This window comes from Streptomyces sp. CB02400, assembly GCF_001905725.1.
GTDB classification, from domain to species: Bacteria; Actinomycetota; Actinomycetes; order Streptomycetales; family Streptomycetaceae; genus Streptomyces; species Streptomyces atrovirens.
In genome coordinates this window covers 16031-42568 of the sequence record NZ_LIWB01000002.1, presented here as the reverse complement: position 1 = coordinate 42568, position 26538 = coordinate 16031, and the positions used below count along the sequence as shown (strand labels likewise).

At 72.3% G+C, this 26538-nt stretch carries 19 protein-coding genes and 1 pseudogene; 12 read left to right on the top strand and 8 right to left on the bottom strand.

Annotated elements, in window-relative coordinates:
- Nucleotides 1-61 precede the first annotated feature (61 nt).
- On the top strand, nt 62-1615 hold the full coding sequence (locus AMK33_RS05275) for a hypothetical protein (protein ID WP_073931568.1): 1554 nt from the start codon (nt 62-64) through the stop codon (nt 1613-1615).
- Here AMK33_RS05275 and AMK33_RS05270 read toward each other — a convergent pair.
- Complete coding sequence (locus AMK33_RS05270) at nt 1605-2018, bottom strand: organic hydroperoxide resistance protein (protein WP_073931567.1); 414 nt, start codon at nt 2016-2018, stop codon at nt 1605-1607. The two genes, AMK33_RS05275 and AMK33_RS05270, sit on opposite strands and share 11 nt — an antisense overlap.
- 136 nt (nt 2019-2154) lie before the next feature.
- Here AMK33_RS05270 and AMK33_RS05265 point away from each other — a divergent pair, with 136 nt between their 5' ends.
- The 5 genes from AMK33_RS05265 to AMK33_RS05245 all read left to right on the top strand — a co-directional run bounded on the left by AMK33_RS05265 (nt 2155) and on the right by AMK33_RS05245 (nt 6556).
- A complete protein-coding gene (locus AMK33_RS05265; protein ID WP_073931566.1) occupies nt 2155-2652 on the top strand; it encodes a MarR family winged helix-turn-helix transcriptional regulator in 498 nt (165 codons plus the stop codon).
- Nucleotides 2653-2731: 79 nt separating this feature from the next.
- On the top strand, nt 2732-4333 hold the full coding sequence (locus AMK33_RS05260; protein WP_073932039.1) for a glycosyltransferase family 2 protein: 1602 nt from the start codon (nt 2732-2734) through the stop codon (nt 4331-4333).
- 56 nt (nt 4334-4389) lie between these two features.
- Complete coding sequence (gene galE / locus AMK33_RS05255; RefSeq protein ID WP_073931565.1) at nt 4390-5373, top strand: UDP-glucose 4-epimerase GalE; 984 nt, start codon at nt 4390-4392, stop codon at nt 5371-5373.
- Nucleotides 5373-6305 (top strand): ADP-ribosylglycohydrolase family protein, encoded by a 933-nt coding sequence (locus AMK33_RS05250; RefSeq protein WP_073931564.1) that lies wholly within the window; start codon nt 5373-5375, stop codon nt 6303-6305. Before galE ends, AMK33_RS05250 begins: the two co-directional genes overlap by 1 nt.
- Nucleotides 6306-6325: 20 nt before the next feature.
- A complete protein-coding gene (locus tag AMK33_RS05245; RefSeq protein ID WP_235617986.1) occupies nt 6326-6556 on the top strand; it encodes a S1 RNA-binding domain-containing protein in 231 nt (76 codons plus the stop codon).
- 89 nt (nt 6557-6645) lie between these two features.
- Here the strand turns inward: AMK33_RS05245 and AMK33_RS05240 are convergent, their stop codons facing one another.
- Nucleotides 6646-7272 (bottom strand): TetR/AcrR family transcriptional regulator, encoded by a 627-nt coding sequence (locus tag AMK33_RS05240; protein WP_073931563.1) that lies wholly within the window; start codon nt 7270-7272, stop codon nt 6646-6648.
- A gap of 144 nt (nt 7273-7416) precedes the next feature.
- Between AMK33_RS05240 and AMK33_RS05235 the strand changes: the two genes are divergently transcribed.
- The 4 genes from AMK33_RS05235 to AMK33_RS05220 all read left to right on the top strand — a co-directional run bounded on the left by AMK33_RS05235 (nt 7417) and on the right by AMK33_RS05220 (nt 13093).
- Nucleotides 7417-8346 (top strand): ABC transporter permease, encoded by a 930-nt coding sequence (locus AMK33_RS05235; protein ID WP_073931562.1) that lies wholly within the window; start codon nt 7417-7419, stop codon nt 8344-8346.
- Nucleotides 8339-9178 carry an ABC transporter ATP-binding protein gene (locus tag AMK33_RS05230; protein ID WP_073931561.1) on the top strand — a complete coding sequence of 280 codons (840 nt, stop codon included), beginning with the start codon at nt 8339-8341 and terminating at the stop codon, nt 9176-9178. Before AMK33_RS05235 ends, AMK33_RS05230 begins: the two co-directional genes overlap by 8 nt.
- 91 nt (nt 9179-9269) lie before the next feature.
- Entirely contained in the window at nt 9270-11462 is a 2193-nt protein-coding gene (locus AMK33_RS05225) for a CDP-glycerol glycerophosphotransferase family protein (RefSeq protein WP_073931560.1), read from the top strand.
- Nucleotides 11459-13093 carry a glycosyltransferase family 2 protein gene (locus tag AMK33_RS05220; RefSeq protein WP_073931559.1) on the top strand — a complete coding sequence of 545 codons (1635 nt, stop codon included), beginning with the start codon at nt 11459-11461 and terminating at the stop codon, nt 13091-13093. The genes AMK33_RS05225 and AMK33_RS05220 overlap by 4 nt, the downstream gene beginning before the upstream one ends.
- A gap of 2 nt (nt 13094-13095) precedes the next feature.
- On the opposite strand, the pseudogene AMK33_RS45140 reads toward AMK33_RS05220, so the two are convergent.
- The 5 genes and pseudogenes from AMK33_RS45140 to AMK33_RS05200 all read right to left on the bottom strand — a co-directional run.
- A pseudogene (locus AMK33_RS45140) lies at nt 13096-13288 on the bottom strand (cobyrinate a,c-diamide synthase); the annotation flags it as partial.
- Nucleotides 13261-14796: a hypothetical protein gene (locus tag AMK33_RS05215; RefSeq protein ID WP_073931558.1), complete on the bottom strand. Its 1536-nt coding sequence runs from the start codon at nt 14794-14796 to the stop codon at nt 13261-13263. The pseudogene AMK33_RS45140 and the gene AMK33_RS05215, both read right to left, overlap by 28 nt.
- Before the next feature lie 125 nt (nt 14797-14921).
- Nucleotides 14922-19868: an NAD-glutamate dehydrogenase gene (locus AMK33_RS05210; RefSeq protein ID WP_073931557.1), complete on the bottom strand. Its 4947-nt coding sequence runs from the start codon at nt 19866-19868 to the stop codon at nt 14922-14924.
- Nucleotides 19869-20494: 626 nt separating this feature from the next.
- On the bottom strand, nt 20495-21163 hold the full coding sequence (locus AMK33_RS05205; protein ID WP_073931556.1) for an HAD family hydrolase: 669 nt from the start codon (nt 21161-21163) through the stop codon (nt 20495-20497).
- A 46-nt stretch (nt 21164-21209) separates the two neighbouring features.
- Entirely contained in the window at nt 21210-21716 is a 507-nt protein-coding gene (locus tag AMK33_RS05200; RefSeq protein ID WP_073931555.1) for a DUF6912 family protein, read from the bottom strand.
- Between the two features lie 605 nt (nt 21717-22321).
- Here AMK33_RS05200 and AMK33_RS44865 point away from each other — a divergent pair.
- Nucleotides 22322-22747 (top strand): Rv3235 family protein, encoded by a 426-nt coding sequence (locus AMK33_RS44865; RefSeq protein ID WP_327378514.1) that lies wholly within the window; start codon nt 22322-22324, stop codon nt 22745-22747.
- 88 nt (nt 22748-22835) lie between these two features.
- On the opposite strand, the gene secA is transcribed toward AMK33_RS44865, so the two are convergent.
- Nucleotides 22836-25682, bottom strand: coding sequence for a preprotein translocase subunit SecA (gene secA, locus AMK33_RS05190; RefSeq protein ID WP_073931553.1), 2847 nt, complete (start codon nt 25680-25682; stop codon nt 22836-22838).
- A gap of 280 nt (nt 25683-25962) precedes the next feature.
- Between secA and AMK33_RS05185 the strand changes: the two genes are divergently transcribed.
- The gene (locus AMK33_RS05185) at nt 25963-26532 is read left to right on the top strand and encodes a GNAT family N-acetyltransferase (RefSeq protein ID WP_073931552.1); all 570 of its coding nucleotides are present in this window, start codon (nt 25963-25965) and stop codon (nt 26530-26532) included.
- The last annotated feature ends 6 nt before the right edge of the window (nt 26533-26538 follow it).

Sequence of the window (26538 nt, the reverse complement as noted above, 5' to 3'; positions counted from 1 at the left end):
ACCGCGCCGGGAACATACGGCAGATGCCCAAGACGCTCCCCTTCCTCTTCCTCACCCCCCGATGAGCTCCGGAGTCCTCGTCCGGCCGGCCGTGCGCGGTGCCACGGCGCTGCGCGGCGGCGGGGCCTGGCGTCCCACCCCGTACCAGCTCTTCGGCTTCCTGTTCTGGCTCGTGATGTCGCTGGCGTACTGGAGGGTGCCGCTGTGCTGCGACGCCGGGCAGCACGCGGCGGTCGTGGAGCGCCTCAAGGACGATCTGCTGAACCCCCGGCACCCGATGGCGGACCTGCCGGGGACGGGCAGCCCCTACTACTCGCCGTTCGCGCTGGCGCAGGGCGTGGCCGCCCGGCTGACGGGGCTGGGCGGCTGGGAGGTGCTCAAGCTCACCGGGCCGCTGAACCTGCTGGTGCTGCTGACCGGGATCGGCCGCTTCGTGCGCGTGCTGGCCCCGCGCCCCTGGGCGCCGGTGCTGGCGCTCGGCGCGATGACGCTGCTGTGGGGGGTGGAGCGGGCCTGGTGGAGCGGCTATCTGAACCTGATGTCGATGACGGGCAATCTGGCCTACCCGTCGGCGTTCGCGATCGGGCTCACCTTCTGGGCGTGGGCGCTGACGGGGGCGCGGGCCCGGAACGCGGGGGCCGTGCGGTACGTGGGGCCGAGCGGACTGCGCCCGGTCTCCGGGTACGCGGCGCTGGGCGCGCTGTACGGGCTGGTCCTGCTCGTGCATCCGATCACCGCGGTCGCGGCGGCGCTGGGGGCGGTGGCGCTGGTCGCCGGGTGGCAGCGGCGGTGGGGGGTCGCGGTCGCCGCGCGGTGGGCGGTGACGGGGGCGGTGGCGCTGCTGACGGCCGCCTGCTGGCCGTACTTCGACGTGTTCGCGCTGGCCGGGGACGACAGCGTGGACGCGATGCACCGGCGGCTGTACCTGGACCTCGGCGGGCGGTTCGGGCTGGCGCTGCTCGGGCTGCCGGTGCTGTGGCTGCGGGCGCGGCGCACCTCGTGGCGTGATCCGCTGGTGCTGATGTTCGTACTGGACTGCCTGGTGGTGGCGTACGGCTGGGTCAGCGGCCACTACACCTACGGCAGGATCCTCGGGCTCACGCTGGTGCCGTTGCAGTTCGCGCTGGCGGTGGAGCTGGCCGCGTCCCGGCCGTGGCCGGTGTGGCGGCGGCTGCTGGGCGGGACGGCGGCGGCGGGGGCGTGCGTGGCGTTCCTGACCGTGCACGCGGGGGCGGTGGTGCCGGCGGGCTTCGAACGGCCGCCGGACTGGCCGTCGTACGACTGGGCCGCGCGGTACATCGGACCGGGCGAGGTCGTGATCACCGACGGCTACTACGCCGTCCACGCGCTCGCCGGTCACGGGCCGAACCTCGCCGCACCCGCCTGGCCGGACGCCTCACTGGACGAGGAGGAGCGGCTGCGGCGGGTGGCCGATGTGCGCGCGTATCTCGGCCCCGGTTCGACCCGCGCCGAGCGGGCCGCGGTCGTCCGCCGGTACCACGCGCGCTGGCTGCTGCTGACGCCCTCGCAGCGGGTGCCCGAGGAGGCGGTGGTGGTGGCGTGGAGCCGGCGGACGGGGGAGGTGCTGGCGCGGGTGCCGAGGATTACTCGATGACGAGCTCGACGGGGATGTTGCCGCGGGTGGCGTTGGAGTAGGGGCAGACCTGGTGGGCCTGCTCGACCAGCTTGCGGCCGGTCTCCTCCTCGATGCCCTCGGGCAGCTCGACGCGCAGCGTCACCGCGAGCGCGAAGCCCTCGCCCTGCTTGCCGAGGACGACCTCGGCGGTCACCGCGGCGTCGCTGACGTCGACCTTCGCCGCCCGGCCGACCACGCCGAGGGCACTGCCGAAGCAGGCCGCGTAACCGGCGGCGAAGAGCTGCTCCGGGTTGGTGCCCTGGCCGTTGCCGCCGAGCTCCACGGGGGCGCTCAGGCCGAGGTCCAGCTTGCCGTCGGAGGTGACGGCGCGGCCCTCGCGGCCGTGGGTGGCGGTGGCGACAGCGGTGTAGAGCGCGTCCATGGAAAGGACCTTCCCTCTCGAGTCGTGGGTCGGCCGGGCCCTTCGGTTCGGTGGGTCCGGCCGCCGTGCGACCACAAGTAGAGCACGCAATTGAATTGCGCGCAACCAAATGGCCAGCGAGAGCTACCCTGGAGCCATGACAGCCACCCCGAGCCCACCCCCCGCGACGGCCCCGCTGCCGGGCGCCGCGGACGACTGGCTCCGCCTCGACCAGCAGATCTGCTTCAACCTGAACGCGGCCTCTCGCGCCTTCAACGGCGTCTACCGGGTGGTCCTCAAGGAGCTCGGGCTCACCTATCCGCAGTACCTGGTCATGCTGGTGCTGTGGGAGCACGGCACGCTGCCGGTGAAGAAGCTCGGCGAGCATCTGCGACTGGACTCCGGCACGCTGTCCCCGCTGCTCAAGCGGCTGGAGGCGGCCGGCCTGGTGCGCCGGGAGCGCAGTGCGCGCGACGAGCGGTCGGTGGAGGTCCGGCCCACCGAGGAGGGCACCGCGCTGCGGCAGCGGGCCCTGGAGGTGCCGCGCCGGATCGTGGCCGCGACCGGCTTCGACATCGACGAGATCCGCGACCTGAGCACCCGTCTGCACCGGCTCACGGCGGCGCTGGACACGGCGGTGGCGGAGGGCGCGTGACGGCGGCCGACGTGCGCCGCGTGCGCCGAGCGTCCTCAATAGAGGGCAGGAGCAGCCCCGTGACGTGCCCGAGGACACCATGCAGCCCCCTCAGCCCCAGGTCGCCGTCGTCGTCATCGGCTACGACGACGCCTCCCATGTGACCGACGCCGTGCGCTCGGCGCTCGGGCAGGGGCCCGCCGTACGGGAGGTCGTCGCCGTGGACGACTGCTCGACGGACGGCAGCGGGGACCTGCTGGACCGGCTCGCCGAGGACGAACCCCGGCTACGGGTGATCCGGCTCCCCGTCAACAGCGGCGGCTGCGGCACCCCGCGCAACACCGGGCTCTCCGCGGTGACCTCGCCGTACGTGATGTTCCTGGACAGCGACGACGTGCTGCCGCCCGGCGCGGTGGACGCGCTGCTCACGGCCGCGACCGGGGCGGACGCGCAGGTCGCGGGCGGCCTGTGCGTGCGCCGCGAGCTGCCGTCGGGGACCGAGGCGCCGTGGGAGCCGGCCCTGTACGCCGCGCCCGCCGTACTCGCCCGCCCGGCGCTGCGCCCGCGCCTGGTCCACGACACGCTGTGCGTCAACAAGCTCTACGGCACGGCCTTCCTGCACGCGCACGGCATCCGCTTCCCCGACGGCCGTTTCCCCTACGAGGACGTCGTGTTCACCGCGCGGGTGTGGGCCGCCGCCCCGCGCGTCGCGCTGGTCCCCGACCCGGTGTACGTCTGGCACGTCCGCCGGTCCGCGCGGCGGCTGTCGATCTCGCTGGACCGCGCGGGCGTCGACAACTGGCGGGCCCGCACACGCGCGTGCCGCACCGCCCACGAGATCCTGCTGGACGCCGGGCAGAAGCGGCTGGCGCGCAGGGCGCGGGCCAAGTTCCTCGACCACGACCTGCGCATGTACGCCCGCGAGCTGCCGCTGCACGACGAGGAGTACCGGCGGGAGTGGTGGGCGCACACGCGGGCGTTCCTCGCGGAGTACGACGCCGCCGACCTGGCCCGCGACCCGGTCGCCCCCGGCCGGCTGATCGGGCGGGTGGTGCTGGCCTCCCCCGAGCCGTGCGACCTGCCCCGGCTGCGGGAGCTGGCGGCCCGGCCGGCCCGGCTGTGCCCGCCGTACACCCGCGCGACGGACGGCACGCCCTGCTGGTCGGCCGCCCTGCCCGGGATCACCCTGGAGCACCTGCTGACCCGTCCCGTGTCCCTCCTCTCGCTCGCCGTGGACGCGGAACTGCGCCCCCGCGCGCACGGCCCGCGGCTGCGGGTGCGCCTGCACGAGCTGTACGGCCGGGTGGCGCGGGCCGGGCCGGTGGCGGCGGAGGTGGAGTGGCGCCACCGGGACCAAGGCGGCGCCCGGGTCCGCCGTACGGTGCCGCTGCGGACGGCCGCCGACGGCACCTGGGTGGCGGAGACGACCGTACGGCCGGACCGGCTGGCCACGCTCGGCACGGGCACCTGGGACCTGCGGCTGCGGGTGCGCTTCCGGGACGGTTCGAGCCGCCGGGTGACGGCGCACGCGCTCGCCGGACCGGGTCTGCTGCGCCGCTGTGTGATGCCGAGCCGCCGGCACGGCGTGGTGCTGGTGCGGCCGTACGCCACGAACTCGGGCGCGCTGGCCCTGCGCGTGGCGGCCGGTGTGCGCGGAGTCGTCCCGGTGCTGCGCGGAAGGCTTTGGCGCCTGCTTCACTGAGGGTCGACCTGTTCGATCGCGGAAGACACGGGCCAACGACGAGGGGACGGCCATCCATGACCTGGTTGATCACCGGCGGCGCCGGCTACATCGGGGCGCACGTCGTACGGGCGATGACCGAGGCGGGCGAACGGGCGGTGGTGTACGACGACCTGTCCACCGGCCGCGCCGACCGGGTGCCGGACGGGGTGCCGCTGGTGGTCGGCTCCACCCTGGACGGCGAACGGGTCGCGCGGGCCCTCACGGACCACGAGGTCACCGGGGTCGTCCACCTCGCGGCGAAGAAGCAGGTCGCCGAGTCGCTCTCCCTCCCCCTGCACTACTACCGGGAGAACGTCGAGGGCCTGCGCGTCCTGCTGGACGCGGTCACGGCGGCCGGGGTCCGCTCCTTCGTCTTCTCCTCCTCCGCGGCGGTGTACGGCATGCCGGACGTGGACCTCGTGACGGAGGAGACCCCGTGCGTGCCCATGTCGCCGTACGGCGAGACGAAGCTGGCCGGCGAGTGGCTGGTCCGCGCGACCGGCAGAGCGGCCGGACTCTCCACGGCCTGCCTGCGCTACTTCAACGTGGCCGGCGCCGCCCGCCCGGACCTCGCCGACACGGGCGTCTCCAACCTCATCCCCATGATCTTCGAGAAGCTGGCGGACGACCTGCCCCCGCACGTGTTCGGCGACGACTACCCGACCCCCGACGGCACCTGTGTCCGCGACTACATCCACGTCGTCGACCTGGCCGAGGCCCATGTGGCGGCGGCCCGCGCGCTGCGCGCCGCCCCCGGCCGGGACCTCACCCTCAACATCGGCCGCGGCGAGGGCGTCTCCGTGCGGGAGGTGATCGACCGCGTCAACACCCTCACCGGCCACGACCGCCCGCCCGTGGTCACCCCGCGCCGCCCCGGCGACCCGCCCCGCGTCGTCGCCTCCGCCGACCGCGCGGCCACGGAACTGGGCTGGAAGGCCCGCCACGCCATCGACGACATGATCACCTCGGCCTGGGCCGGCCGGCAGCACCCGCACCCGCCGACGACGGCCCGCCCCTGATGCCGACCCGAACCGAACGCGCCCTGGGCGCCGTCATCGGCTCCGCCGTGGGCGACGCCCTGGGCGCCCCCTTCGAGTTCGGCCCCGAGGGCGCCTTCTCGGCCCGCTTCCCGGCGCCGGGGGCCGGTGGCGAGATGTGCGGGGGCGGCGGCTGGGACCCGGGCGAGGCGACGGACGACACGCAGATGGCGGTGCTGGTCGCCGAGTCGCTGCTGGAGCGCGACGGCCTTGACCTCCCCGACGTCTTCCGCCGCTTCCGGCGGTGGGCCGCCGCCGACCCGAAGGACATCGGCCTCCAGACGGAGGCCGTACTGACCAGCGGCGACCCGTGGGACCTGGCCGCCGCACTGCACTTCCGGACCAGCCAACGGGCGGCGGGAAACGGCGCGTTGATGCGGGCGGCGCCCTCCGCCGTGTACTTCGCGCCCCTGGGCCGCGCCACCACCATGGACGCCGCCCGCCGCCTGTCCGCCCTCACCCACGGCGACCGGGCGGCCTGGGAGGGCACGGCCGTCCTCCACGAACTGATCCGCGTCGCCCTGACCGGCGACGATCCCGTGACCGCCGTACCCGACACCCTGCACGCGGTGCACCCCGACCACCGCGAGCGCTACACGACCGTCCTCGCCCCCGACTGGCACCCGGACCTGGCCACGGAGTTCAACGGCGCGGTCTGGCCCTGCCTGGCCTCCGCCGTCTGGGCGGTACGGACGACGACCGGCTACGAGGACGCCGTACGCGCGGCGGTCGACCTGGGAGGCGACACGGACACGGTGGCGGCGGTGACCGGCGGCCTGGCGGGGGCGGTGTACGGCATCGACGCCGTGCCGACGCGCTGGAGGGACGCGCTGCACGTCCCCCTGCCGGGCTTCGGGCAACGGGTGCTGCGGACGGCGGACCTGGCCGCCCTCGCCCGAGGGTTGTGCGGCTGAGCCCCTGATCCGCATCGTGGTTGCCGCCGCGCGGACGGGTCACCAAACCGGTCCCGTTCGGCGTCTTCGTCCAGGTCGCCGACGCGATCGAGGGACTGGTCCAGCTGAAAGAGCTCACCTGGACGCCCGTGGAAACTCCGGCGGAGGTCGTTCAGGTCGGCGACGAGGTCACGGTCGTCGTCACCGAGATCGACCGAGAGCGACGCAGGCCGGTCCTCTCCCGGCGGCAGGGCTCGGCCGACGGTCGATGACTCCTCTGCGCGCAGGACGACGGTGCCCCCGTCGGTGAGGAGCGGCGGTGTCCGGGACGGCGCCCTCTCGGCCGGCACCGACAACGCCGTCACAGCGCCTTGAGCGCCTCCGCCGTCGCCCGCGTCAGCGCCTCCAGGTAGCCCTTCGGCAGCTTCGGGCTGCGGATGACCACCGAGCGCCAGTACAGGGGGCCCGAGATCAGGTCGAGGGCCAGGGCGTGGTCGGCGCCGGGGCGGAGGTCGCCGCGTTCCTGTGCCGCCGTGACGATGCCCTTGGCGACCCCGTCCTGGCCCTCGCGCAGCGCCTTCTGCAGGGCCTCGGCGATGTCCGGGTTGCGGGCGGCCTCGGCCTGGAGGTCGGGGAGGATCTGTGAGGCGACGGGGTGGCGCAGGGCGCGGGAGGTGACCTCGTACAGCAGGCGCAGGTCGCCCTCCAGGGAGCCGGTGTCCGGCGCGGGCAGGCCCTGGACGGCGATCGCGGAGACCAGGTCGAGGACGAGGTGCAGTTTGGAGCGCCAGCGGCGGTACACCGCGGTCTTGCCGACGCCCGCGCGGCGCGCGATCCCCTCGATCGACATCCGCGCGTAGCCGGCCGCGGCCAGCTCCTCGAAGACGGCCGCCCGGATCGCCTCCGTCACATCCTGGCGCAGTACGGCGGCCCCGGCGGGGGCCCTGCGGCGCGTACGCGGCTGGGGCTCGTCGGCGTTCGTCGTCATGCGGACAGCATAGGCCGCCACCGTCACGACGAAACGGTTGCGTTCCGACGTTCTTTCGACTTACGCTCCCGTTGCGACGATACGGTTCCGTTCCGACGTAGGACCGGCCCGTCGCCACCCCTCTCTCTAGCGAAAGCGCCGGATGTGAGTCAGGTCCTCCACACACCGCCCCCCGCACCGGGCGCCCCGACACCCGCCGAGGCCGACCTCGCGGCCCTCGCCGCCCGGCACGGCCTCACGGTCAGCGGCGCCCGGCCGTCCCTCGGCGAGTACGTCCGTCAGCTCTGGGACCGGCGGCACTTCATCCTCGCCTTCTCCCGGGCGAAGCTGACCGCCCAGTACAGCCAGGCCAAGCTCGGCCAGCTCTGGCAGGTGGCGACCCCGCTGCTGAACGCGGCCGTGTACTTCTTCATCTTCGGCCTGCTGCTGGGCGCCAACCGGGGCATCCCGAAGGACGTCTACGTGCCGTTCCTGGTGACGGGCGTGTTCGTGTTCACCTTCACCCAGAGCTCGGTCCTCGCCGGGGTGCGGGCCATCTCCGGGAACCTGGGACTGGTGCGGGCCCTGCACTTCCCGCGCGCCTCGCTGCCCGTCTCCTTCGCGCTCCAGCAGCTCCAGCAACTCCTGTTCTCGATGATCGTGCTGGTCATCGTCATGGTGGCCTCCGGCAGCCTGCCCGCCCTGTCCTGGCTGCTCGTCGTCCCGGCGCTGCTGCTGCAGTTCGTGTTCAACACCGGGCTCGCGCTGGTCTTCGCGCGGATGGGCAGCAAGACGCCCGACCTGGCCCAGCTGATGCCGTTCGTGCTGCGCACCTGGATGTACGCGTCCGGCGTGATGTTCAGCATCCCGGCGATGCTGCACGGCAAGGACGTGCCCACCTGGCTGGCCGACGTGCTGCAGTGGAACCCGGCGGCGATCTACATGGACCTGGTCCGCTTCGCGATGATCGACGAGTACGGCTCCTCGTACCTGCCCCCGCACGTGTGGGCGTTCGCGGCGGGCTGGGCGCTGCTGGCCGGCGTGATCGGGTTCGTGTACTTCTGGAAGGCAGAGGAGAAATACGGCCGTGGCTGACAGCAGCGACAGCAAGATCCCCACGGTCGTCGCCGACCGCGTCGACATCGTCTACCGGGTCAACGGCACCGGCGCCGGACGCGGCTCCGCCACCGCCGCCCTCAACCGCATGCTGCGCCGCAAGCAGGCCGAGAAGGCGGCCGGTGTGCGCACGGTGCACGCCGTACGGGGCGTGTCCTTCGTGGCGTACCGGGGCGAGGCGATCGGGCTGATCGGCACCAACGGCTCGGGCAAGTCGACCCTGCTCAAGGCCGTCGCCGGGCTGCTCCCGGTGGAGAACGGCCGTATCTACACCGACGGCCAGCCCTCGCTGCTCGGCGTCAACGCCGCCCTGATGCGCGACCTGACCGGCGAGCGCAACGTCCACCTCGGCGGGCTCGCCATGGGCATGTCCCGCGAGGAGATCAAGTCCCGGTACGAGGAGATCGTCGACTTCTCCGGGATCAACGAGAAGGGCGACTTCATCACCCTGCCGATGCGGACGTACTCCTCCGGCATGGCGGCCCGGCTGCGCTTCTCCATCGCCGCCGCCAAGGACCACGACGTCCTCCTCGTCGACGAGGCGCTGGCCACCGGCGACCGCTCCTTCCAGAAGCGCTCCGAGGCCCGGATCCGGGAACTGCGCGAGCGGGCGGGGACGGTGTTCCTGGTCAGCCACAACAACAAGTCGATCCGCGACACCTGCGACCGCGTGCTGTGGCTGGAGCGGGGAGAGCTGCTGATGGACGGGCCGACGGAGGACGTGCTCAAGGAGTACGAGGCGTTCACCGGAGGCACGGCCAAGGACCGCAAGCCGCAGCCCAAGCCGAAGGCGGTGCCGGTGCCCTCCTGAGGCCCACGCCCGCGCGCCCTCTCCATCGTATTGATGCCAATATGACCGAAGAGGACTGTCCGGAGCGACGAGCAGCCGAAGGAGCCCCGTGATGCCCGAGCTGAGCGTCATCGTCCACGGGCCGAACACGCAGGACCACCTGACCGGTCTGCTCGACTCCCTCACCGCCCGTCCCCTCCCGGACACCGAGGTCGTCGTCGCCGCCGTCGGCGACTGGGCCCGCGAGACCGCCCGGCGGCACGCCCCGCACGTCCAGGTGCTGCCCCTGCCCGACGGCACGTCCGACGCGACGGCCAGGGCGGCGGGGGCGGCGCGGGCCGCCGGCCGCTGGCTGCACTTCGTCCGCGCCAAGGACGGCCTGCCGCCCGACAGCACCCGTACCGTCGCCGAACGGGTCGCCGAGCTCCCCGGCACCGTCGACGTCCTGCTCCTGGACCACCTGCGCAGCACCTGGCGCGGTTCCGGGCTCCCCTCGGCGGACGGCCCCCTGCTCGCCCGCGCGGGCCGCGCCGACCTCGCCCTCGACGACAGCGCCTACCTGCTGCGCCTGACCCCGCTGCTCGGCACCCGCGTCCTGCGCGCCGGCTTCTGGCGGGCGCACGAGGACCGGCTCACCACCGACGACGAACCACGGGCGGCCCTCGCCGCCCTGCTGCTCGCCGACCGCGTCGCCGCCCTGCCGCACATCGCCCACGAGGACCGCCGGCCGCGCCCCGCCGCCCTCCCGCCGCTCACCCCCGCACAGCACTACGCGCTCGTCGACCGCTACGAGAGCCTCCTCGACCTCGCCCGCGAACGCCCCGCCGTCTACACCGTGCTCTACGAGATCATGGTCCGTGACTGCCTGCGCGCCTTCACCCGCGGCGACATGCCCGAGGACGTGGCCCGGGAGTTCTTCCACCGGGCCTCGGTCGCCGCCCTGCGCCGCCGCCCCGAGGGCCACCGGCGCCCCGCCGGCCTCGAGGGCGTCCGCCGCTCCCTGCTCGAAGAGGGCGCCTACGGCAAGTACCGCGCCTTCCAGACCGCCAACCGCGCCCGCCGCACCGTGCGGTCCACGGTGCGCACCGGCCGGCGCCGGCTCGGCGCACAGGTCCGCGACCTCCAGTACCGCCGGGCCCTGCACCGCCCCGTCGACCCCCGTCTCGCGGTGTTCGCCGCCTACTGGAACCGCGGGGTCGCCTGCAACCCGGCCGCGATCGCCGCCAAGCTCGCCGAACTCGCCCCGCACATCCACCCGGTGTGGGTGGTGACCGGCGAGAACGCCGCCCTGCTCCCGCCCGGCACCGACCACGTCGTCCCCGGCACCCGCCGCTACTGGGAGGTGCTCGCCACCGCGAAATACCTCGTCAACAACGTCAACTTCCCGAACGCCGTGGTCAAACGCCCCGACGCGGTCCACCTCCAGACCCACCACGGCACCCCGCTCAAGCGCATGGGCGTGGACCAGATGCCGTTCCCGGCCGCCGCCCAGGGCCTGGACTTCGACGCGCTGCTGGAACGCGTCGACAAGTGGGACTTCAGCGTCTCCGCCAACAGCCACACCACCCGCATGTGGGAGAGGGCGTACCCGTCGCGGTTCGTCTCGCTCGACTACGGCTATCCGCGCAACGACGTCTACTACACGGCCGGCGCCGACGACATCCGCGCGGTCCGCGCACGCCTCGGCATCGCGCCCGGCCGCCGGGCCGTCCTGTACGCGCCCACGCACCGCGACTACGAGGCCGGCTGGACCCCGCGCCTGGACCTCGCCGCCCTCGCCGAACGCCTCGGCGAGGACACCGTGCTGCTGGTGCGCGGCCACTACTTCTACGACGGTGCCGCCTCACCCGTGACCGGCCTGCGCCGCTCCGGCCGCATCGTGGACGTCTCGTCCTACGACCCGGTCGAGGAACTGTGCCTGGCCGCCGACGCCCTGGTCACGGACTACTCGTCGATCATGTTCGACTACGCCAACCTCGACCGCCCGATCGTCGTCCACGCCGACGACTGGGAGACGTACCGCACCACGCGCGGCGTCTACTTCGACCTGATGGCCGAGGCGCCCGGCCCGGTGGCCCGCACCCAGGACGAGCTGACCGGGATCCTCACCACCGACGCCTGGCGCGACGACAGCGCGGCGAAGGCGCGGGCCGTCTTCCGGCGCCGGTTCTGCGAGTACGACGACGGCCGCGCCGCCGAACGCGTCGTACGCCGGGTCTTCCTCGGCCAGGACGAGGCGTCGCTGCCGCCGGTGCTGCCGATCGAGGAACGCACCCCGGCACCGACCCCCGAGGAGGCGTCATGAGCACCTCGCGACTCCCCGACGTCACCGTCACGGTGATCGTGCACAACGACGCCGGACGGCTCCCCCGCGCGGTGGAGTCCGTACGCCGCCAGACCCACCGCGACCTCGAGATCGTCATCAGCGACGACCACTCCACGGACGACACCCCCCGGGTGGCGCGGGCGCTGGCGGCCCGCGACGGCCGTATCCGGTGTCTGCGGCTGCCGGAGAACAGCGGCGGGTGCAGCGCGCCGCGCAACCGCGCCCTGGAGATCGCGCGGGCGCCGTACCTGATGTTCCTCGACAGCGACGACGAGCTCCCGCCGGAGTCGGTCGCCTCGCTGCTCGCCGCGCACCGCGAGCGCGACCTCGACTTCGCGATGGGCGCGGTGCGGCGGATCCGGGTGGACACCGGCCGCCGCTCCACCTGGATGCCGCACCTCGTGCGCGAACGCCGCACCCTGGACGGCATCGAGGCCGACCCACGGCTGTTCTTCGAGCACCTGTCGACCGGCAAGATGTACTCCCGCGCCTTCCTCGACCGGCACGACCTGCGCTTTCCCGAGGGCATCCACTACGAGGACCAGCTCTTCTCGGCCCAGGCGTACTGCCTGGCGAAACGGTTCACGATCATCCCGGAGCCGGTGTACCTCTGGTACGTCGCCCCGTACGCGGGCTCCGACGCCGCCTCCATCTCCAACCAGCGGCATCTGATCGGCAACGTCCGCGACCGGATCCACGTCCAGCGGCTGATCGACGCCTTCCTGGCGGAGAGCGGGCACGAGGGGCTGCGCGAGGACAAGGACCACAAGTTCCTGAAGCACGACTTCCGGATGTACGCGGGCGATCTGCCCTACCGGGAGGAGGAGTGGCTGGCGGCCTTCGCGGACCTGGTGAACCCGTACCTGGAGACACTGTCGCCGGGCGCGTACGCCCGGCTGCCCCGCGCCGAGCGGGTGGTGCTCCAGCTCATCCGCGACCGGCGGCTGGCCGAGGCCCGGTGGGCCGCCCGGGGACTGGGGCACGATGTCGCCCCGAGGGAGCTGACCACGGGCCCGGACGGCCGTACGTACTGGGGCGACCGGGTCCCCGAGTCGGCGGGCGCCCGCCGTGAACTGGACCTGAGCGAGCTGGAGCCGGAGACCCGCCCGTTCTCCGTCGCCCAGTTCCGCCACGAGGTCACGGAGATCGTCCGGGGCCCGGGTGCCTCCGTCGACCTGACCGTACGCACGTACGACCCGGCCCTGCGCCTCCCGGTCGGCCCCCAGCGCGCGAGCCTGCTCCTCTCCCCGGGCCGCCGCCTGACCGTCCCCTTCCGTCTCTCCCCGGTCCGCCCCGGTGTCTTCGAGGGCCGCGTCCGCCTCGACCCGGCGACCGCGCGCCTCCCGCTGAGCGGCTTCGCCGGGGTGCGTCACCCGATGGTCCGCCTGACCTGCCGGGGCCGCAGCAACCGAGGCCTGCTCCTGGCTCCCCTGGCCTTCCCACCCCTGACCGCCCGCGTCCCACACCACCAGCTCACGATCGAGCCCGAGGGCCACACCCCGGGCCGCCTCCAACTCCGCTGGCAACCGACCGGCCTCACGGCAGGCGCCCTCCGGGTACGCCGAGCGGCCCGGAGGGCGGCGAGCGTCTTCAGCCCGTCCGGCGTTTGATCTTTCAGCCCGTCCGGCGTTTGAGGACGAGGCCGTTCAGGCCGAAGGGGGTCCGGGGGCGCAGCCCCCGGGGGACGGTGGGGGCACCTCCCGCTCGAGCGAAGCCGAGAGTGGGGGAGGGAAGGGGCGGCGGGGGCGAAACAAACCAGAACCGCCACCACCACAGCTCAGGGCACCGCATAAAGCACCTGCCCCTCCGGCCCCCGAGCCACCACCCGCAGCCCACCGTCGTCCAGGCCACCACCCCCGCCGACCACCCACCGAACCCCGTACTCCCGCTCGATCCCCCGCCGCACGGACGACGGCGTCCGCTCCTCGAAGTACACCCCCGTGACCGCCACCCGACGCTCCTCATCCGAGAGGAAGAAGTCGGGATACCCCGGAGCAACCGTGTAGGGCCCGTACGCCGGCACCTGCCGGGCCGCCCGCCCCTCCGCCATGACCACATCCCCGTACCGCACCCAAGGCGTGATCCACTGATACCCCGCCCAGGGCACCCGGTACCTCTCCTCCACCCCCGCCGGCAGCCCCCCGCGCGGAACCACATACCCGAGCACCCCCACCTGCCCCCACCCCCCGACCAGCAGCCCCCCGGCCAGCAGAACCGCCCACCCGGCACGCACCCCCCGCCGCCCCGCCCCCACCACCTCCAGCGCCACCGCGAGCTGCGCCGGGATCACCACGGCCGGCAGCGCACGCCCCCACGAGTAGTGGCCGCTCACCCACCCCACCCCCACGACCGCCACCCCCAGCCCGGCGAAGAGAACCAGCGGATCCCACCGGTCCCGCCACCACCGCGGAACCAGCGCGACCACCCCGACCAGCACCAGCCCGTACCGCGCGACCGGATGCCCGTACAACCCCCGGTGCACCGCGTCCAGCCCACCCCCCGCCGCGCCGAACAGCGCGAAGAAGTCGTAGTACGGCCACACCCACAGCACCACCGCCCCCACCACCGTCCCGGCGCCGAGCCGCGGCCACACCACGCGCCCGCCCCGCCCCGCCGCGAGCACCGTGGCGACGGCCCCCACCGTGGCCACGACCCCCGAGAACTGATGGCAGAGCAGGATCACCCCCCACAGCACCCCCAGCCCGGACCACACCGGCCACCCGGCCTCCCGGCGCAGCGCTCCCGCCAGCCACGCCCAGAAGTGAAAGGTGAGCCCGAGCGCGAACGTGCTCGGATACGACACCGTCAGCGCGAGTGAGTGCAGCCCCAGGAAGCCGCTCCACAGGAACGGCGTCGTGCCCCACAGCAGCAGCAGGCTCAGCAGGGCGAGCGCGGGCGCGGCCCGGTGCGCGCTCAGCGTCCGCACGTACCGCCATACGCCCGTCACCAGCAGCGCCAGTCCGGCGACGGCGGCCAGCCGCAGCACCACGAACACCGACAGGCCCGGTGTTCGGGCGACGGTGCCGAGCAGCAGCATCCACGGCGAGTAGTACGGGCTCGGCGTGTCCGCGTCGACCAGCGGGTTGCCGGGGTCGAGCGGACTGTGCCGCAGCCGCTGCACGGTCGCCGCGTGCATGCCCAGGTCACCGACCCACGGGAGCCGCACGATCACCAGGGCCATCAGGACCATCAGGACGAGAACGAGTCCGACGACAGCCAGGGCCACGGTCCGGCCGGCAACCGCCGACCGGTCCGCGGTACGGCGCGCACCGCCCCTCCCCGGCGGAGCGGATGATGAAAATCGGACAGTCACACATAAACCATTGCCCGGAACGGTGACCCCGCACCGGATCCCGCCCAATGCCCACCCAAGGCACCACAACGACGCGAGGGCGCCCCGGACCCGACACGGCCCGGGGCGCCCTCGCTCACCTGCGCCTACGAGTGCGACCGCAGCAGCGTCCGCATCGTCCGCATCGCCACCGACAGGTTGGCGAGATCGAACGCGTCGGAGCCGTGGATCTCCTCCAGCGTGGTACGGGCCCGGCCCAGCAGCGCCGCGTTCTTCTGCTCCCACTGCGTGAAGCGTTGCTGCGGCGTCGAGGAGCCGTTGCCCTCCGCCAGCACGTCCGCGGCCACCGCCGCGTGCGCCGCGTACAGGTCCTCGCGGATCGCCGCGCGGGCCATGGACTGCCAGCGGTCGGCGCGCGGCAGCTCGATGATGCGGTCCATCAGCTGGGTGATGCGCAGCCGGTCACCGAGGTCGTAGTACACCTCGGCGACGTCCAGCGGCTCCTTGCCCGTCCGGTCGGCCACCGACACGATGTCCAGCGTCGGGAAGGCGGAGGAGAACCCGGCGACCCGGGTGGCCAGCTCGTCCGGGACACCGGCGCCGCTCAGCTCGTCGTAGATCCGCTGGTACCAGTCCAGGTCCGCGCCGCGCAGCAGCTTCGGCAGCTGCGACCAGACCTGCTCGACCCGCTCGGCGAAGAACGACACCGTCTCCTCGAGCTCCAGCGGCTGCGGCCGGTTGTTGAGCAGCCACCGCGTACCGCGCTCCACCAGGCGGCGCGAGTGCAGCCGGATGCGGGTCTGGACGTCCGCGTCGACCGTGTTGTCGAGTGCCTCGACCCCGTCCCACACCACCGAGGAGCGGAAGATCGCGCGGGCCGCGGTCTGCGCCCGGACGATCTCCTCCAGCGACGCGCCGGTCTCCTCGCGCAGCCGGTGCAGATACGTCGTACCGCCCGTGTTGACCGTGTCGTTGACCAGCACCGTCGTGGTGATCTCGCGGCGCAGCGGGTGGGTGTCGATCCGGTCGAGGAACTGCTCGCGCAGCTCCGTCGGGAAGTAGGCGTGCAGCAGCACCTTCAGATACGGGTCGTCGGGCAGCGAGGTGGCCAGCAGCTCCTCGGCGACCGTGATCTTCGTGTACGCCAGCAGCACGGCCGTCTCCGGTCCGGTCAGACCCTGCCCGGAGGAGAGCCGCTCGCGGATCTGGCGGTCGGTGGGCAGGAACTCCAGGGCCCGGTCCAGCTGGCCCTCGCGCACCAGGTGCTTCAGGAACCGCTGCTGGGCGTGGACCATGTCCTTCGACTGCGCCAGCGCGTTGGCGATGGCGGTGTTCTGCGCGTAGTTGTTGCGCAGGACCAGCCGGCCGACCTCGTCGGTCATCCCGGCGAGCAGCTTGTTGCGCTGCTTCACGGTCATGTCGCCGTCCTTGACGAGACCGGTGAGCAGGATCTTGATGTTCACCTCGTGGTCGGAGGTGTCCACGCCGGCGCTGTTGTCGATCGCGTCGGTGTTGATCCGGCCGCCGTGCAGCGCGAACTCGATCCGGCCGAGCTGGGTGCAGCCCAGGTTGCCGCCCTCCCCGACGACCTCGACGCGCAGGTCCTTGCCGTCGACGCGGATGGCGTCGTTGCCCTTGTCGCCGACGTCGGCGTTGGACTCGGTGGAGGCCTTGACGTACGTGCCGATGCCGCCGTTCCACAGCAGGTCCACCGGCGCCTTGAGGATCGCCTTCATCAGGTCGGCCGGGGTCATCTTGGTGACGCCCGGCTCGATGCCGAGGGCCTCGCGGATCTGCGAGTTGACCGGGATGGACTTGGCGCTGCGCGGGAAGATCCCGCCGCCGGCCGACAGCAGCTCGGTGTTGTAGTCGGCCCAGGAGCTGCGCGGCAGCTCGAACAGCCGGCGGCGCTCGGCGTAGGAGACGGCCGCGTCGGGGTTCGGGTCGATGATGATGTGCCGGTGGTCGAAGGCGGCGACCAGGCGGATGTGCTCGCTGAGCAGCATGCCGTTGCCGAACACGTCACCGGACATGTCGCCGATGCCGACGACCGTGAAGTCCTGGGTCTGGGTGTCCACGCCCAGCTCCCGGAAGTGCCGCTTCACGGACTCCCAGGCGCCGCGGGCGGTGATGCCCATGCCCTTGTGGTCGTACCCGGCGGAGCCGCCGGAGGCGAAGGCGTCACCGAGCCAGAAGTTGTACGACTCGGCGACCTCGTTGGCGATGTCCGAGAACTTCGCGGTGCCCTTGTCGGCGGCGACGACGAGGTACGTGTCGTCCTCGTCGTGCCGGACGACGTCCACCGGGTGCACGACCTCGCCGGCCACCATGTTGTCGGTGATGTCGAGCAGCGCCGAGATGAACGTCCGGTAGCTGGCGATGCCCTCGGCCATCCAGGCGTCGCGGTCCACGGCCGGGTCGGGGAGCTGCTTGGCGACGAAGCCGCCCTTGGCGCCCACCGGCACGATGACGGTGTTCTTCACCATCTGCGCCTTGACCAGGCCGAGGATCTCCGTACGGAAGTCCTCCCGGCGGTCCGACCAGCGCAGACCGCCGCGCGCGACCTTGCCGAAGCGCAGGTGCACGCCCTCGACGCGCGGCGAGTACACCCAGATCTCGAACGCCGGGCGCGGCGCCGGGAGGTCCGGGATGGCCGTCGGGTCGAACTTCATGGAGACGTAGTCGTGCGGCACGCCGCCGCTCGTCTCCTGGAAGAAGTTGGTGCGCAGCGTCGCCTTGATGACCGTGAGGAAGGAGCGCAGGATGCGGTCCTCGTCGAGCGAGGCGACCTGGTCGAGGGCGGCGTCGACCTCCTCGAGGAGCGCGTCCACCAGTTCGTACCCGGCGCGCTGCCGGTCCGGCGACATCCGCGCCTCGAAGAGGGAGACGAGCAGCCGGGTGGTGTGGACGTTGTGACGGAGGGTGTCCTCCATGTAGTCCTGGCTGAAGGTGGAGCCCGCCTGGCGCAGGTACTTGGCGTACGCCCGCAGCACCACGGCCTGCCGCCAGGTCAGTCCGGCGCTGAGCACGAGGGCGTTGAAGCCGTCGTTCTCCGCCTTGCCGGTCCAGGTCGCCGCGAAGGCGTCCTGGAACCGCTCACGGGCGTCGTCGCCGAGGTGGTCGGCGCCACCGCGCGTGGGCATGCGCAGGCCGAAGTCGTAGATCCAGGACACGCTGCGGTCGGCGCAGCGCAGCTCGTACGGCCGCTCGTCGACGACCTCGACGCCGAGCCGCTGGAGCACCGGCAGCACCGCGGACAGGGAGACGGCCTCGCCCTTGCGGTAGATCTTGAAGCGGCGTTCCTCGGCGCCCGCGCCCACCGGTTCGTACAGGCTGAGCGCGAAGTCGCGCTCCTCGCCGAGCTCCTCCAGGCGCACCAGGTCGGCGACGGCGCTGCGCGGGGAGTGGTCGGCCTTGTAGCCCTCGGCGAAGGCGCCGGAGTAGCGGCGCAGCAGCTCGGCGGCGCGCTCCTCGCCGAACTCGGCGTTCAGCGCCTCGGCGAAGCCGTCGGCCCAGGAGCGGGCGGCCTCGACGAGCCGGGCCTCGATGCGCTCCTTGTCGGCGTCGGACAGCTCGGGCAGCTCGGTTCCCTGCGGGACGCGGACCACGAAGTGCAGCCGGGAGAGGACCGATTCGGTGTTCCAGGCGGTGAAGTCGACGCTGATGCCGCCGAGCTCCTCCTTGAGGATGTCGATGATCCGCAGCCGGACGCCGGTGGTGTAGCGGTCGCGCGGCAGGTAGACGAGGGCGGAGTAGTAGCGCCCGTACTCGTCCTGGCGCAGGTAGAGCCGGAGCCGGCGGCGCTCCTGGAGGTAGAGCACCGACGTCACGATGGACTGGAGCTCGGCGGCCGGGGTCTGGAACAGCTCGTCGCGCGGGTAGGTCTCCAGGATCTGGAGCAGGTCGCGCCCGTCGTGGCTGTGCGGCGAGAAGCCGGCGCGCTCCAGGACCTCCTCGACCTTGCGGCGGATCACCGGCACCCGGCGCACGGACTCGGTGTAGGCGGCGGACGAGAACAGTCCGAGGAAGCGCCGCTCACCGACGACGTTGCCGTCCGCGTCGAACTTCTTGACGCCGATGTAGTCCAGGTACGACGGCCGGTGCACGGTGGCCCGGCTGTTGGCCTTGGTCAGCACCAGCAGCTTGTGCTCGCGGGCCTTGGCGCGGGCGTCGGCGGGCAGCCGCTCGAAGGACGGGCTGACCGGGTGGCTCTCGTCGGCGGCGTGGTGCGGGTCGGAGCGCAGGATGCCGAGGCCGGTGCCGGGGACGGCGGCCAGCGAGTCGTCCTCGCGCAGCTGGTACTCGCGGTAGCCGAGGAAGGTGAAGTGGTCGTCGGCGAGCCAGCGCAGCAGCTCGCGGGCCTCCTCGACCTGCGGCGCGGGCAGGTCGGCGGGGACGGGCTCGCCGGGCAGCGCCTCGGCCAGCGCGGTCGCGGCCTGGCGCATCTTGCCCCAGTCCTCGACGGCCTCACGGACGTCGGACAGCACGCGCAGCAGATCGGCGGTGATCTGCTTGAGGTCGCCGCGGTCGGTCTCCCGGTCGATCTCCACGTGGATCCAGGACTCGACGTGCGCGTCGTGCGGAAGGTCGCGCGCGTCGTGCGGGAGGTCGCCGCCGGGCGAGGTGGTGAGCACCTCGATCAGCTTGCCGGTGACGTCCCGGCGGACCACGAACTGCGGGTGGATGACGACGTGGATGCCGCGGCCCTGGCGGGTCAGCTCGTTGGTGACGGAGTCGACCAGGAAGGGCATGTCGTCGGTGACCACCTCGACGACGGAGTGGCTGCAGGTCCAGCCGTTCTCCTCGACGGTCGGGGTGTGGACGCGGACGTTGGCCGTGCCCTGGGGGCGGCTCTCGGCGAGCCGGTAGTGCGAGTAGGCGGCTCCGAAGATGTCGACCGGGTCGCGGTCGGTCAGGTCCTCCGGGGCGGTGTGCAGGTAGTAGCGCTGGAGGAACTCGAGCACGGTGTCCCGGTCGGGCATGCCCTTGTCCGTCGTCCCAGTCGGCAGTTTCCCCCCGGCCGGGCTGTTCTCAGCTACCCGGGCCGCCCTCTCGAGCAGCTCGGCCTTGGCTTCGTCCAGCTTGGTCTGCATGGTCCTCTGGCTCCTGTCGCGCGCCGTTGCGTGACGTAGAAGGAAGTACGGTCTCCGACCTCGTGGTGCGGTGGTACGACACGGGGTGTCCGGTCTGTGCCGACGCTATGCCGTGAGGTGAGAGGAGCGGGGGCTTCTCGGCCGAATTCGACGCGTCCGACGGGTGTGACGTCGCTCTCTGCGACGCCTTTCCCCGGGAGGTGCGCCGCGTCCCGGGTGCCCTCTTGGCCCCGTGCCGCCCGCGAAGACCAGCGACCGTCACCCGGTCACGGATGTCGTCCGTGTTCTCCGGGCGCACAGCAGGGACACCGAGGTCCCCGCGAGCTATCGCGCTGATCACGCCACCAAGGCTATCTCTCCTTACAGGCCCCCCGTCATGAGCCGTATGTGTACAAAACCAGGCCGTGAACTTTGACGTTCTGCACAGTGCACTTTGCCCTCGCCGGGCCCACACAGCTACAGGCAGCCGCGCCGCCGTAGCCGCGGGCAGCCGCGCCGCCGTAGCTGCGGGCAGTCGCGCCGCTGGGGCGGCACGGGTGGGCGCAGCGGCACCCTTCGACGCCGGGCTGCGCAACACCCCCGCCCAGCCCCACGCCAGGGCCCGGTGCAAGGAGCCCAGGGTCCTGTCAGGCCGCCGCCAGACGCTCCGCCTCCGCGACGGCTTCGCGCAGGGTGTCCACCACCGGCACCCCCACCGCCTCCAGACTGGCCCGCCCATGCGACCCCCCGGTGTACAGCACCGCCCGCGCCCCCACGTGCCGCGCAGCCACCGCGTCGTCGGCCGCGTCGCCGATCACCACCGTGCGCGCCGGGTCGACCCCGGTCAGCGCGCGGAGGTGGCGCACCATGTGCTCCGCCTTGCCGCCCCCGGAGGGTCCGGTCCGCCCGTCGACCCGTATGAAGTGCGCCTCGATCCCGAAGCCCCGCACCAGCGGGACCAGGTCCTCGTGCCCGTACAGGCTGAGGATGGACTGGCTGCGGCCGGCCGACGCCCACCCCGTCAGCAGCTCCACCGCGCCCTCGGCGAGCCCGCACCGCACGTGGTGCTCCGTGTAGTGGCGGTGGAAGGTGGAGTCCATCAGCTCCCACTCGGCCGCGCTGGGCAGCCGCCCCATCAGCCGCTCGTAGAACTTGGGCACCGGCACGCAGTACAGCTCCCGGTACCGCTCCAGTGTGAGCGGCTCCAGGCCCAGCTCGGCGAAGGCCGCGTTCGTCGCCCCGATGACCGCGTCGACGTCGTGGAACAGCGTGCCGTTCCAGTCCCACACGATGTGCGCGTCCGTGTGCATCCCCATGCCCGAAAACGTACCCGCCCCCACTGACAATGAGGAGACCCGCAGGTCAGCCCACCAGGTTGGGGATCTCCTGGGTGGCGTACCAGAGCAGTTCGTGGTCCTCCGCGCCGTCCACCGTGTACTGCGCGTCGTCGTCCCCGCCGTCCGCCGCGGGCAGCGCGTCGGCGGCGGCCGTCACGTCCGCCTCCGCGTCCGCCGCGTCCACGTGCACCGCCGCCGCCTTGGCCAGCCGTACGGCGCCGGCGACCCGCACCTCACCGAGGGCGGCCGGATCGAGACCCCGGCCGGGGTCGGTCGAGGCTGCGCCGTCGGACACGTCCACGGCGACCACGACCCGGCGGCGCGGCGCACCGGCGTCCGCCGCCAGCAGCCGCAGGGAGGCCAGCGCGGCGCGGCTGAGCGCGGCGTACTCCAGCTCCTCGATGTCGTCGGAGAGGTACCACTCGCGCAGCGCGGGCGTCACGGCGTACGCGAGGAACGGCCCGTCGCCCAGCGCACCCGTCCGGTACGCCTCGGCGAGCCCGGGGAGGGTCAGGGGGACGTAGACGCGCATGGTCGGCCGCTTTCGTGTGATCGGAGCTCCAAAGGGCCTTCAGGATACGTGCGGGCGTCCCCCATCGAGTCCCCGCCCACACCCTCGGCCGCGTCCACTCACGTCCGGGAATTCACCCGGTACGCCCGCGTGAGCATGGGGCCGAGGACCCCCTGAACCACCCTGATAGGTGAATTCCCCTGCCTTTCCGGCCCGCCCTCCGCCTCCTTGCCACCGCACCGCCCACCCCCGTACAAGATCCCCAACCACGAAGTTACCGCCCGGTACGCCACCCCCGGCCGCCCCGGGTCCATCGAACGGGGTCCCCCATGCACAAGGTCATGACCAGAGCCCAACACCGCCCCGCCCACCGTCCCCCCACCCGCCGAGACCCCCGCCGCCCCGCGGCCACCACACCACCCCGCACTCCCGCGGGCCGGCCCGCACCCGCCCTTTCCCCCGACGAGACCCCGTCCCCCACGGGTACCGCACCACCCCGTATCCCCACCGGCAGGGCCGTCTCCGCCCCCTCTCCCGGCGGGCGCCGGCCGGCCGCCGCGGCTCTTCCGACCCGGCCCGCCGACAACCGTCCGCCGGGCCGCGCGGGCCGGCGGGCCGTTTCGCCGGTGCCGGCTGCACGGGGCACCCGGGAGTCGGCCGGTGCCCGCCCGCGCGTCACCGACCGGGCTCCCCTCCGTCCCGTCGTCCCCCAGCCGGGGCCCACCGACCGCTTCGCCGAGCTGCTGCTCGCCGTTCTCAGCGGGCAGCGCCCCGTGCACGCGATGCTGCGCCACACCGCCGGGCAGGCCTACGACGAGCTGATCCGGCTGGCCGAGCGCGGGCCACTGCGTACCCGGGGCGTCCGTCCCGTCGTACGCGACATCGGCTGGTTCGAGCCCCGCGAGGGCGCCATCGAGGCGTTCGCCCGGATCGGGGCCGGGGACAGGCTGCGCGCCATGGCCTTCCGGCTGGAACAGGGCCGGGACCTGCGCTGGCGCTGCACCGCCGTGGAGCTGGGCGGCCCGCGGGCGCACCGAGCGGACACCCGCTGAGCGCACCCGAGAAACGGTCGAGGGCCGGACACCACCTGGGGGTGTCCGGCCCTCGGCCTGCTCACAGCCGCTCCTCGTGGAGCGACGCTCACTTCTTGCGGCGACGCCCGCCCCGCGCCTGCTTGCGGCGCTCCGCGCGCGTGAGACCGTCCGCCTCGGAGCGCACCGGCTCGTCGTCGGTGGCGAAGTCACCCTCGATGGTGCCGCCCTCGCCGTCCACCGTCGGCGCGGAGAAGTGCAGGTTCCGCCGCTGCGGGGCGTCGAGCCCCTTGGCCCGGATCTCGGGGCGCGGACCCGCCTGCGCGGGCACCGCGTCCTGCTTCTCCAGGTCGGCCACCGGCTTGGCCTCCTCGACCGGGACCTCCTCGACCTGCTGCTCGACCTGGACCTCCAGGTTGAACAGATAGCCGACGGACTCCTCCTTGATGCCGTCCATCATCGCGGTGAACATGTCGAAGCCCTCGCGCTGGTACTCGACCAGCGGGTCCTTCTGCGCCATCGCGCGCAGGCCGATGCCCTCCTGGAGGTAGTCCATCTCGTAGAGGTGCTCGCGCCACTTGCGGTCCAGGACCGACAGCACGACCCGGCGCTCCAGCTCACGCATGATCTCGGAACCGAGCTGCGTCTCACGGGACTCGTACTGCGCGCGGATGTCGTCCTTGATGGACTCGGAGATGAACTCGGCCGTCAGCCCGGCCCGGTCGCCGGACGTCTCCTCCAGCTCCTCGATGGTGACGCTCACCGGGTACAGCTGCTTGAACGCGCCCCACAGCCGGTCCAGGTCCCAGTCCTCGGGGAAGCCCTCGGCGGTCTCCGCCTGGACGTAGGCGTCGATCGTGTCGTCCATGAAGTGCTGGATCTGCTCCTGCAGGTCCTCGCCCTCCAGGACACGGCGCCGCTCGCCGTAGATGACCTCGCGCTGCCGGTTGAGGACCTCGTCGTACTTCAGGACGTTCTTGCGCGTCTCGAAGTTCTGCGTCTCCACCTGCGACTGCGCGGACGCGATCGCGCGGGTGACCATCTTGTTCTCGATCGGCACGTCGTCCGGCACGTTCGCCATGGACATCACGCGCTCGACCATCTGCGCCTTGAACAGCCGCATCAGGTCGTCACCGAGCGAGAGGTAGAAGCGGGACTCGCCCGGGTCGCCCTGACGGCCGGAACGACCGCGCAGCTGGTTGTCGATGCGCCGCGACTCGTGCCGCTCGGTGCCGAGGACGTACAGGCCGCCGTTCCGCTCGACCTCTTCCTTCTCGGCCTTGACCGCCGCCTCGGCCCGCTCGATGGCCTCGGGCAGGGCGTGCGCCCACTCCTCGATGTGCTCCTCGGGGTCGAGACCGCGCTGACGCAGCTCCGCCTCGGCGAGGTCCTCGGGGTTGCCGCCGAGCTTGATGTCCGTACCACGGCCGGCCATGTTGGTGGCCACGGTGACACTGCCCTTGCGGCCGGCCTGGGCGACGATCGACGCCTCCCGCTCGTGGTGCTTGGCGTTCAGCACCTCGTGCTGGATGCCGCGCTTGCTGAGCTGCTGCGAGAGGTACTCGGACTTCTCCACCGAGGTCGTGCCGACGAGGATCGGCTGGCCCTTGCGGTGCTTCTCCTCGATGTCGTCGACGACCGCCTCGAACTTGGCGACCTCGGTGCGGTAGATCAGGTCCGACTGGTCCTTGCGGACCATCGGCCGGTTGGTCGGGATGGGCACCACGCCGAGCTTGTAGATCTGGTGGAACTCGGCGGCCTCGGTCATCGCCGTACCGGTCATGCCGGACAGGCCCGGCTGCTCCTTGCCGTCGTGGTCGTGGCGCTTGTAGAGGCGGAAGAAGTTCTGCAGCGTGATCGTGGCGAGGGTCTGGTTCTCGTCCTTGATCGGCACCGCTTCCTTCGCCTCGATGGCCTGGTGCATGCCCTCGTTGTAGCGGCGGCCGGCGAGGATACGGCCGGTGTGCTCGTCCACGATCATGACTTCGTCATCGATGATGACGTAGTCCTTGTCCTTCTTGAAGAGCTCCTTGGCCTTGATGGCGTTGTTCAGGTAGCCCACGAGCGGGGTGTTCACCGACTCGTACAGGTTGTCGATGCCCAGCCAGTCCTCGACCTTGGCGACACCGGACTCGTGGATGGCGACCGTGCGCTTCTTCTCGTCGACCTCGTAGTCGCCGGTCTCCTCGATGCCCTTGAGCGGCTGGCCGGGCTCGCCGCGCTTGAGGCGCTTGACCAGCTTGGCGAAGTCGCCGTACCACTTGGTGGCCTGGTCGGCCGGGCCGGAGATGATCAGCGGCGTACGGGCCTCGTCGATGAGGATGGAGTCGACCTCGTCGACGATGGCGAAGTTGTGCCCGCGCTGGACGAGCTCCTCCTTCGACCACGCCATGTTGTCGCGCAGGTAGTCGAAGCCGAACTCGTTGTTCGTGCCGTAGGTGATGTCGCACGCGTACTGCTCGCGGCGCTGGGCCGGGGTCATGTTGGCGAGGATGCAGCCGACGGTCAGACCCAGGAACTTGTGGACGCGGCCCATCATCTCGGAGTCGCGCTCGGCCAGGTAGTCGTTGACCGTGATGATGTGGACGCCCTCACCGGACAGGGCGTTCAGATACGCGGGCAGGGTGCCGACGAGGGTCTTGCCCTCACCGGTCTTCATCTCGGCCACGTAGCCCATGTGCAGGGCGGCGCCGCCCATGAGCTGGACGTCGTAGTGCCGCTGGCCCAGGACGCGCTTGGCGGCCTCGCGGACGGTGGCGTACGCCTCGGGGAGCAGGTCGTCCAGGCTCTCACCGTCGGCGTACCGCTGCTTGTACTCATCGGTGAGGGCCCGCAGCTCGGCGTCGGAGAGGCCTTCGAAGTCCTCTTCGATGGAGTTGACCTGGTCCGCGATGCGGTGCAGCTTGCGCAGGATCTTGCCTTCGCCTGCACGCATGATCTTCGAGAGGACGGACACGGGGGTTGGTCTCCTTGCCGGTCGGGCCTGGGACGGTCGGTTTCCATTTCACTGACTGAGCAACGGCCATCGTATGCGAGGACCCCGCCGCGCCGGGAGGCCTGCCGCGGGGGTGACCGTCGGCTGCTTCCTATCCGTTTCACGGCTGCTTCAAAAGGAGAACGTCCGGGCCCCTCGGATGGTGCCGCCTCACGCCGGCGAATTGCGCGAAGGGTGATCATCGCCTCACGCACCGCGAAAGGGATGGCGCCGTTCGCCCCCGCGCGAGCAGAATCGGCCGATGGAACCCGTCACGCTCACCACCGACCGCCTCCTGCTGCGCACGGTCGGCCCTCAGGACACCGACACCGTGTACGCGATCTGCCAGGATCCGGACATCCAGCGCTGGACCACGATCCCCTCCCCGTACCTTCCGGAGCACGCGCGGGGTTTCACGGAGCAGATCGCTCCCGACGGGTGGGCCAACGGTTCGATGTTCACCTTCGGCGTCTTCCTGCCCACCGGGGAGCTCACGGGGATGCTCGGCATCACCATGCGCTCCCTGGGGACGGGCGAGATCGGCTTCTGGTGCGCGAAGGAGCACCGCGGCAACGGCTACATCACCGAGGCCGCCCTCGCCGCCTCCCGCTGGGCCTTCACCCGGATGTCGGTCGACCGCGTGGAGTGGCGCGCGGAGGTGGGCAACACCGCCTCCCGCGCGGTGGCGGAGCGCGCGGGCTTCACCATCGAGGGCGTCCTGCGTTCCTCGCTCAGCAACAAGGGAGTGCTGCGGGACGGCTGGGTGGGCTCCCTGCTCCCGTCCGACCTGGGACTTCCCTCCACGGCGCCCTACGTTCCCGGGCAGGGATGAGCCCCG

Coding starts and splice junctions, on each gene's coding strand:
- AMK33_RS05200 (WP_073931555.1), bottom strand. CDS start 21,716: ATGCGCGTCTACGTCCCCCTGACCCTCCCCGGGCTCGCCGAGGCGTAC.
- AMK33_RS05260 (WP_073932039.1), top strand. CDS start 2,732: ATGCAGCCCCCTCAGCCCCAGGTCGCCGTCGTCGTCATCGGCTACGAC.
- AMK33_RS05275 (WP_073931568.1), top strand. CDS start 62: ATGAGCTCCGGAGTCCTCGTCCGGCCGGCCGTGCGCGGTGCCACGGCG.
- AMK33_RS05185 (WP_073931552.1), top strand. CDS start 25,963: ATGGAACCCGTCACGCTCACCACCGACCGCCTCCTGCTGCGCACGGTC.
- galE (WP_073931565.1), top strand. CDS start 4,390: ATGACCTGGTTGATCACCGGCGGCGCCGGCTACATCGGGGCGCACGTC.
- AMK33_RS05240 (WP_073931563.1), bottom strand. CDS start 7,272: ATGACGACGAACGCCGACGAGCCCCAGCCGCGTACGCGCCGCAGGGCC.
- AMK33_RS05210 (WP_073931557.1), bottom strand. CDS start 19,868: ATGCAGACCAAGCTGGACGAAGCCAAGGCCGAGCTGCTCGAGAGGGCG.
- AMK33_RS05265 (WP_073931566.1), top strand. CDS start 2,155: ATGACAGCCACCCCGAGCCCACCCCCCGCGACGGCCCCGCTGCCGGGC.
- AMK33_RS05270 (WP_073931567.1), bottom strand. CDS start 2,018: ATGGACGCGCTCTACACCGCTGTCGCCACCGCCACCCACGGCCGCGAG.
- AMK33_RS05205 (WP_073931556.1), bottom strand. CDS start 21,163: ATGGGGATGCACACGGACGCGCACATCGTGTGGGACTGGAACGGCACG.
- AMK33_RS05220 (WP_073931559.1), top strand. CDS start 11,459: ATGAGCACCTCGCGACTCCCCGACGTCACCGTCACGGTGATCGTGCAC.
- AMK33_RS05250 (WP_073931564.1), top strand. CDS start 5,373: ATGCCGACCCGAACCGAACGCGCCCTGGGCGCCGTCATCGGCTCCGCC.
- AMK33_RS05225 (WP_073931560.1), top strand. CDS start 9,270: ATGCCCGAGCTGAGCGTCATCGTCCACGGGCCGAACACGCAGGACCAC.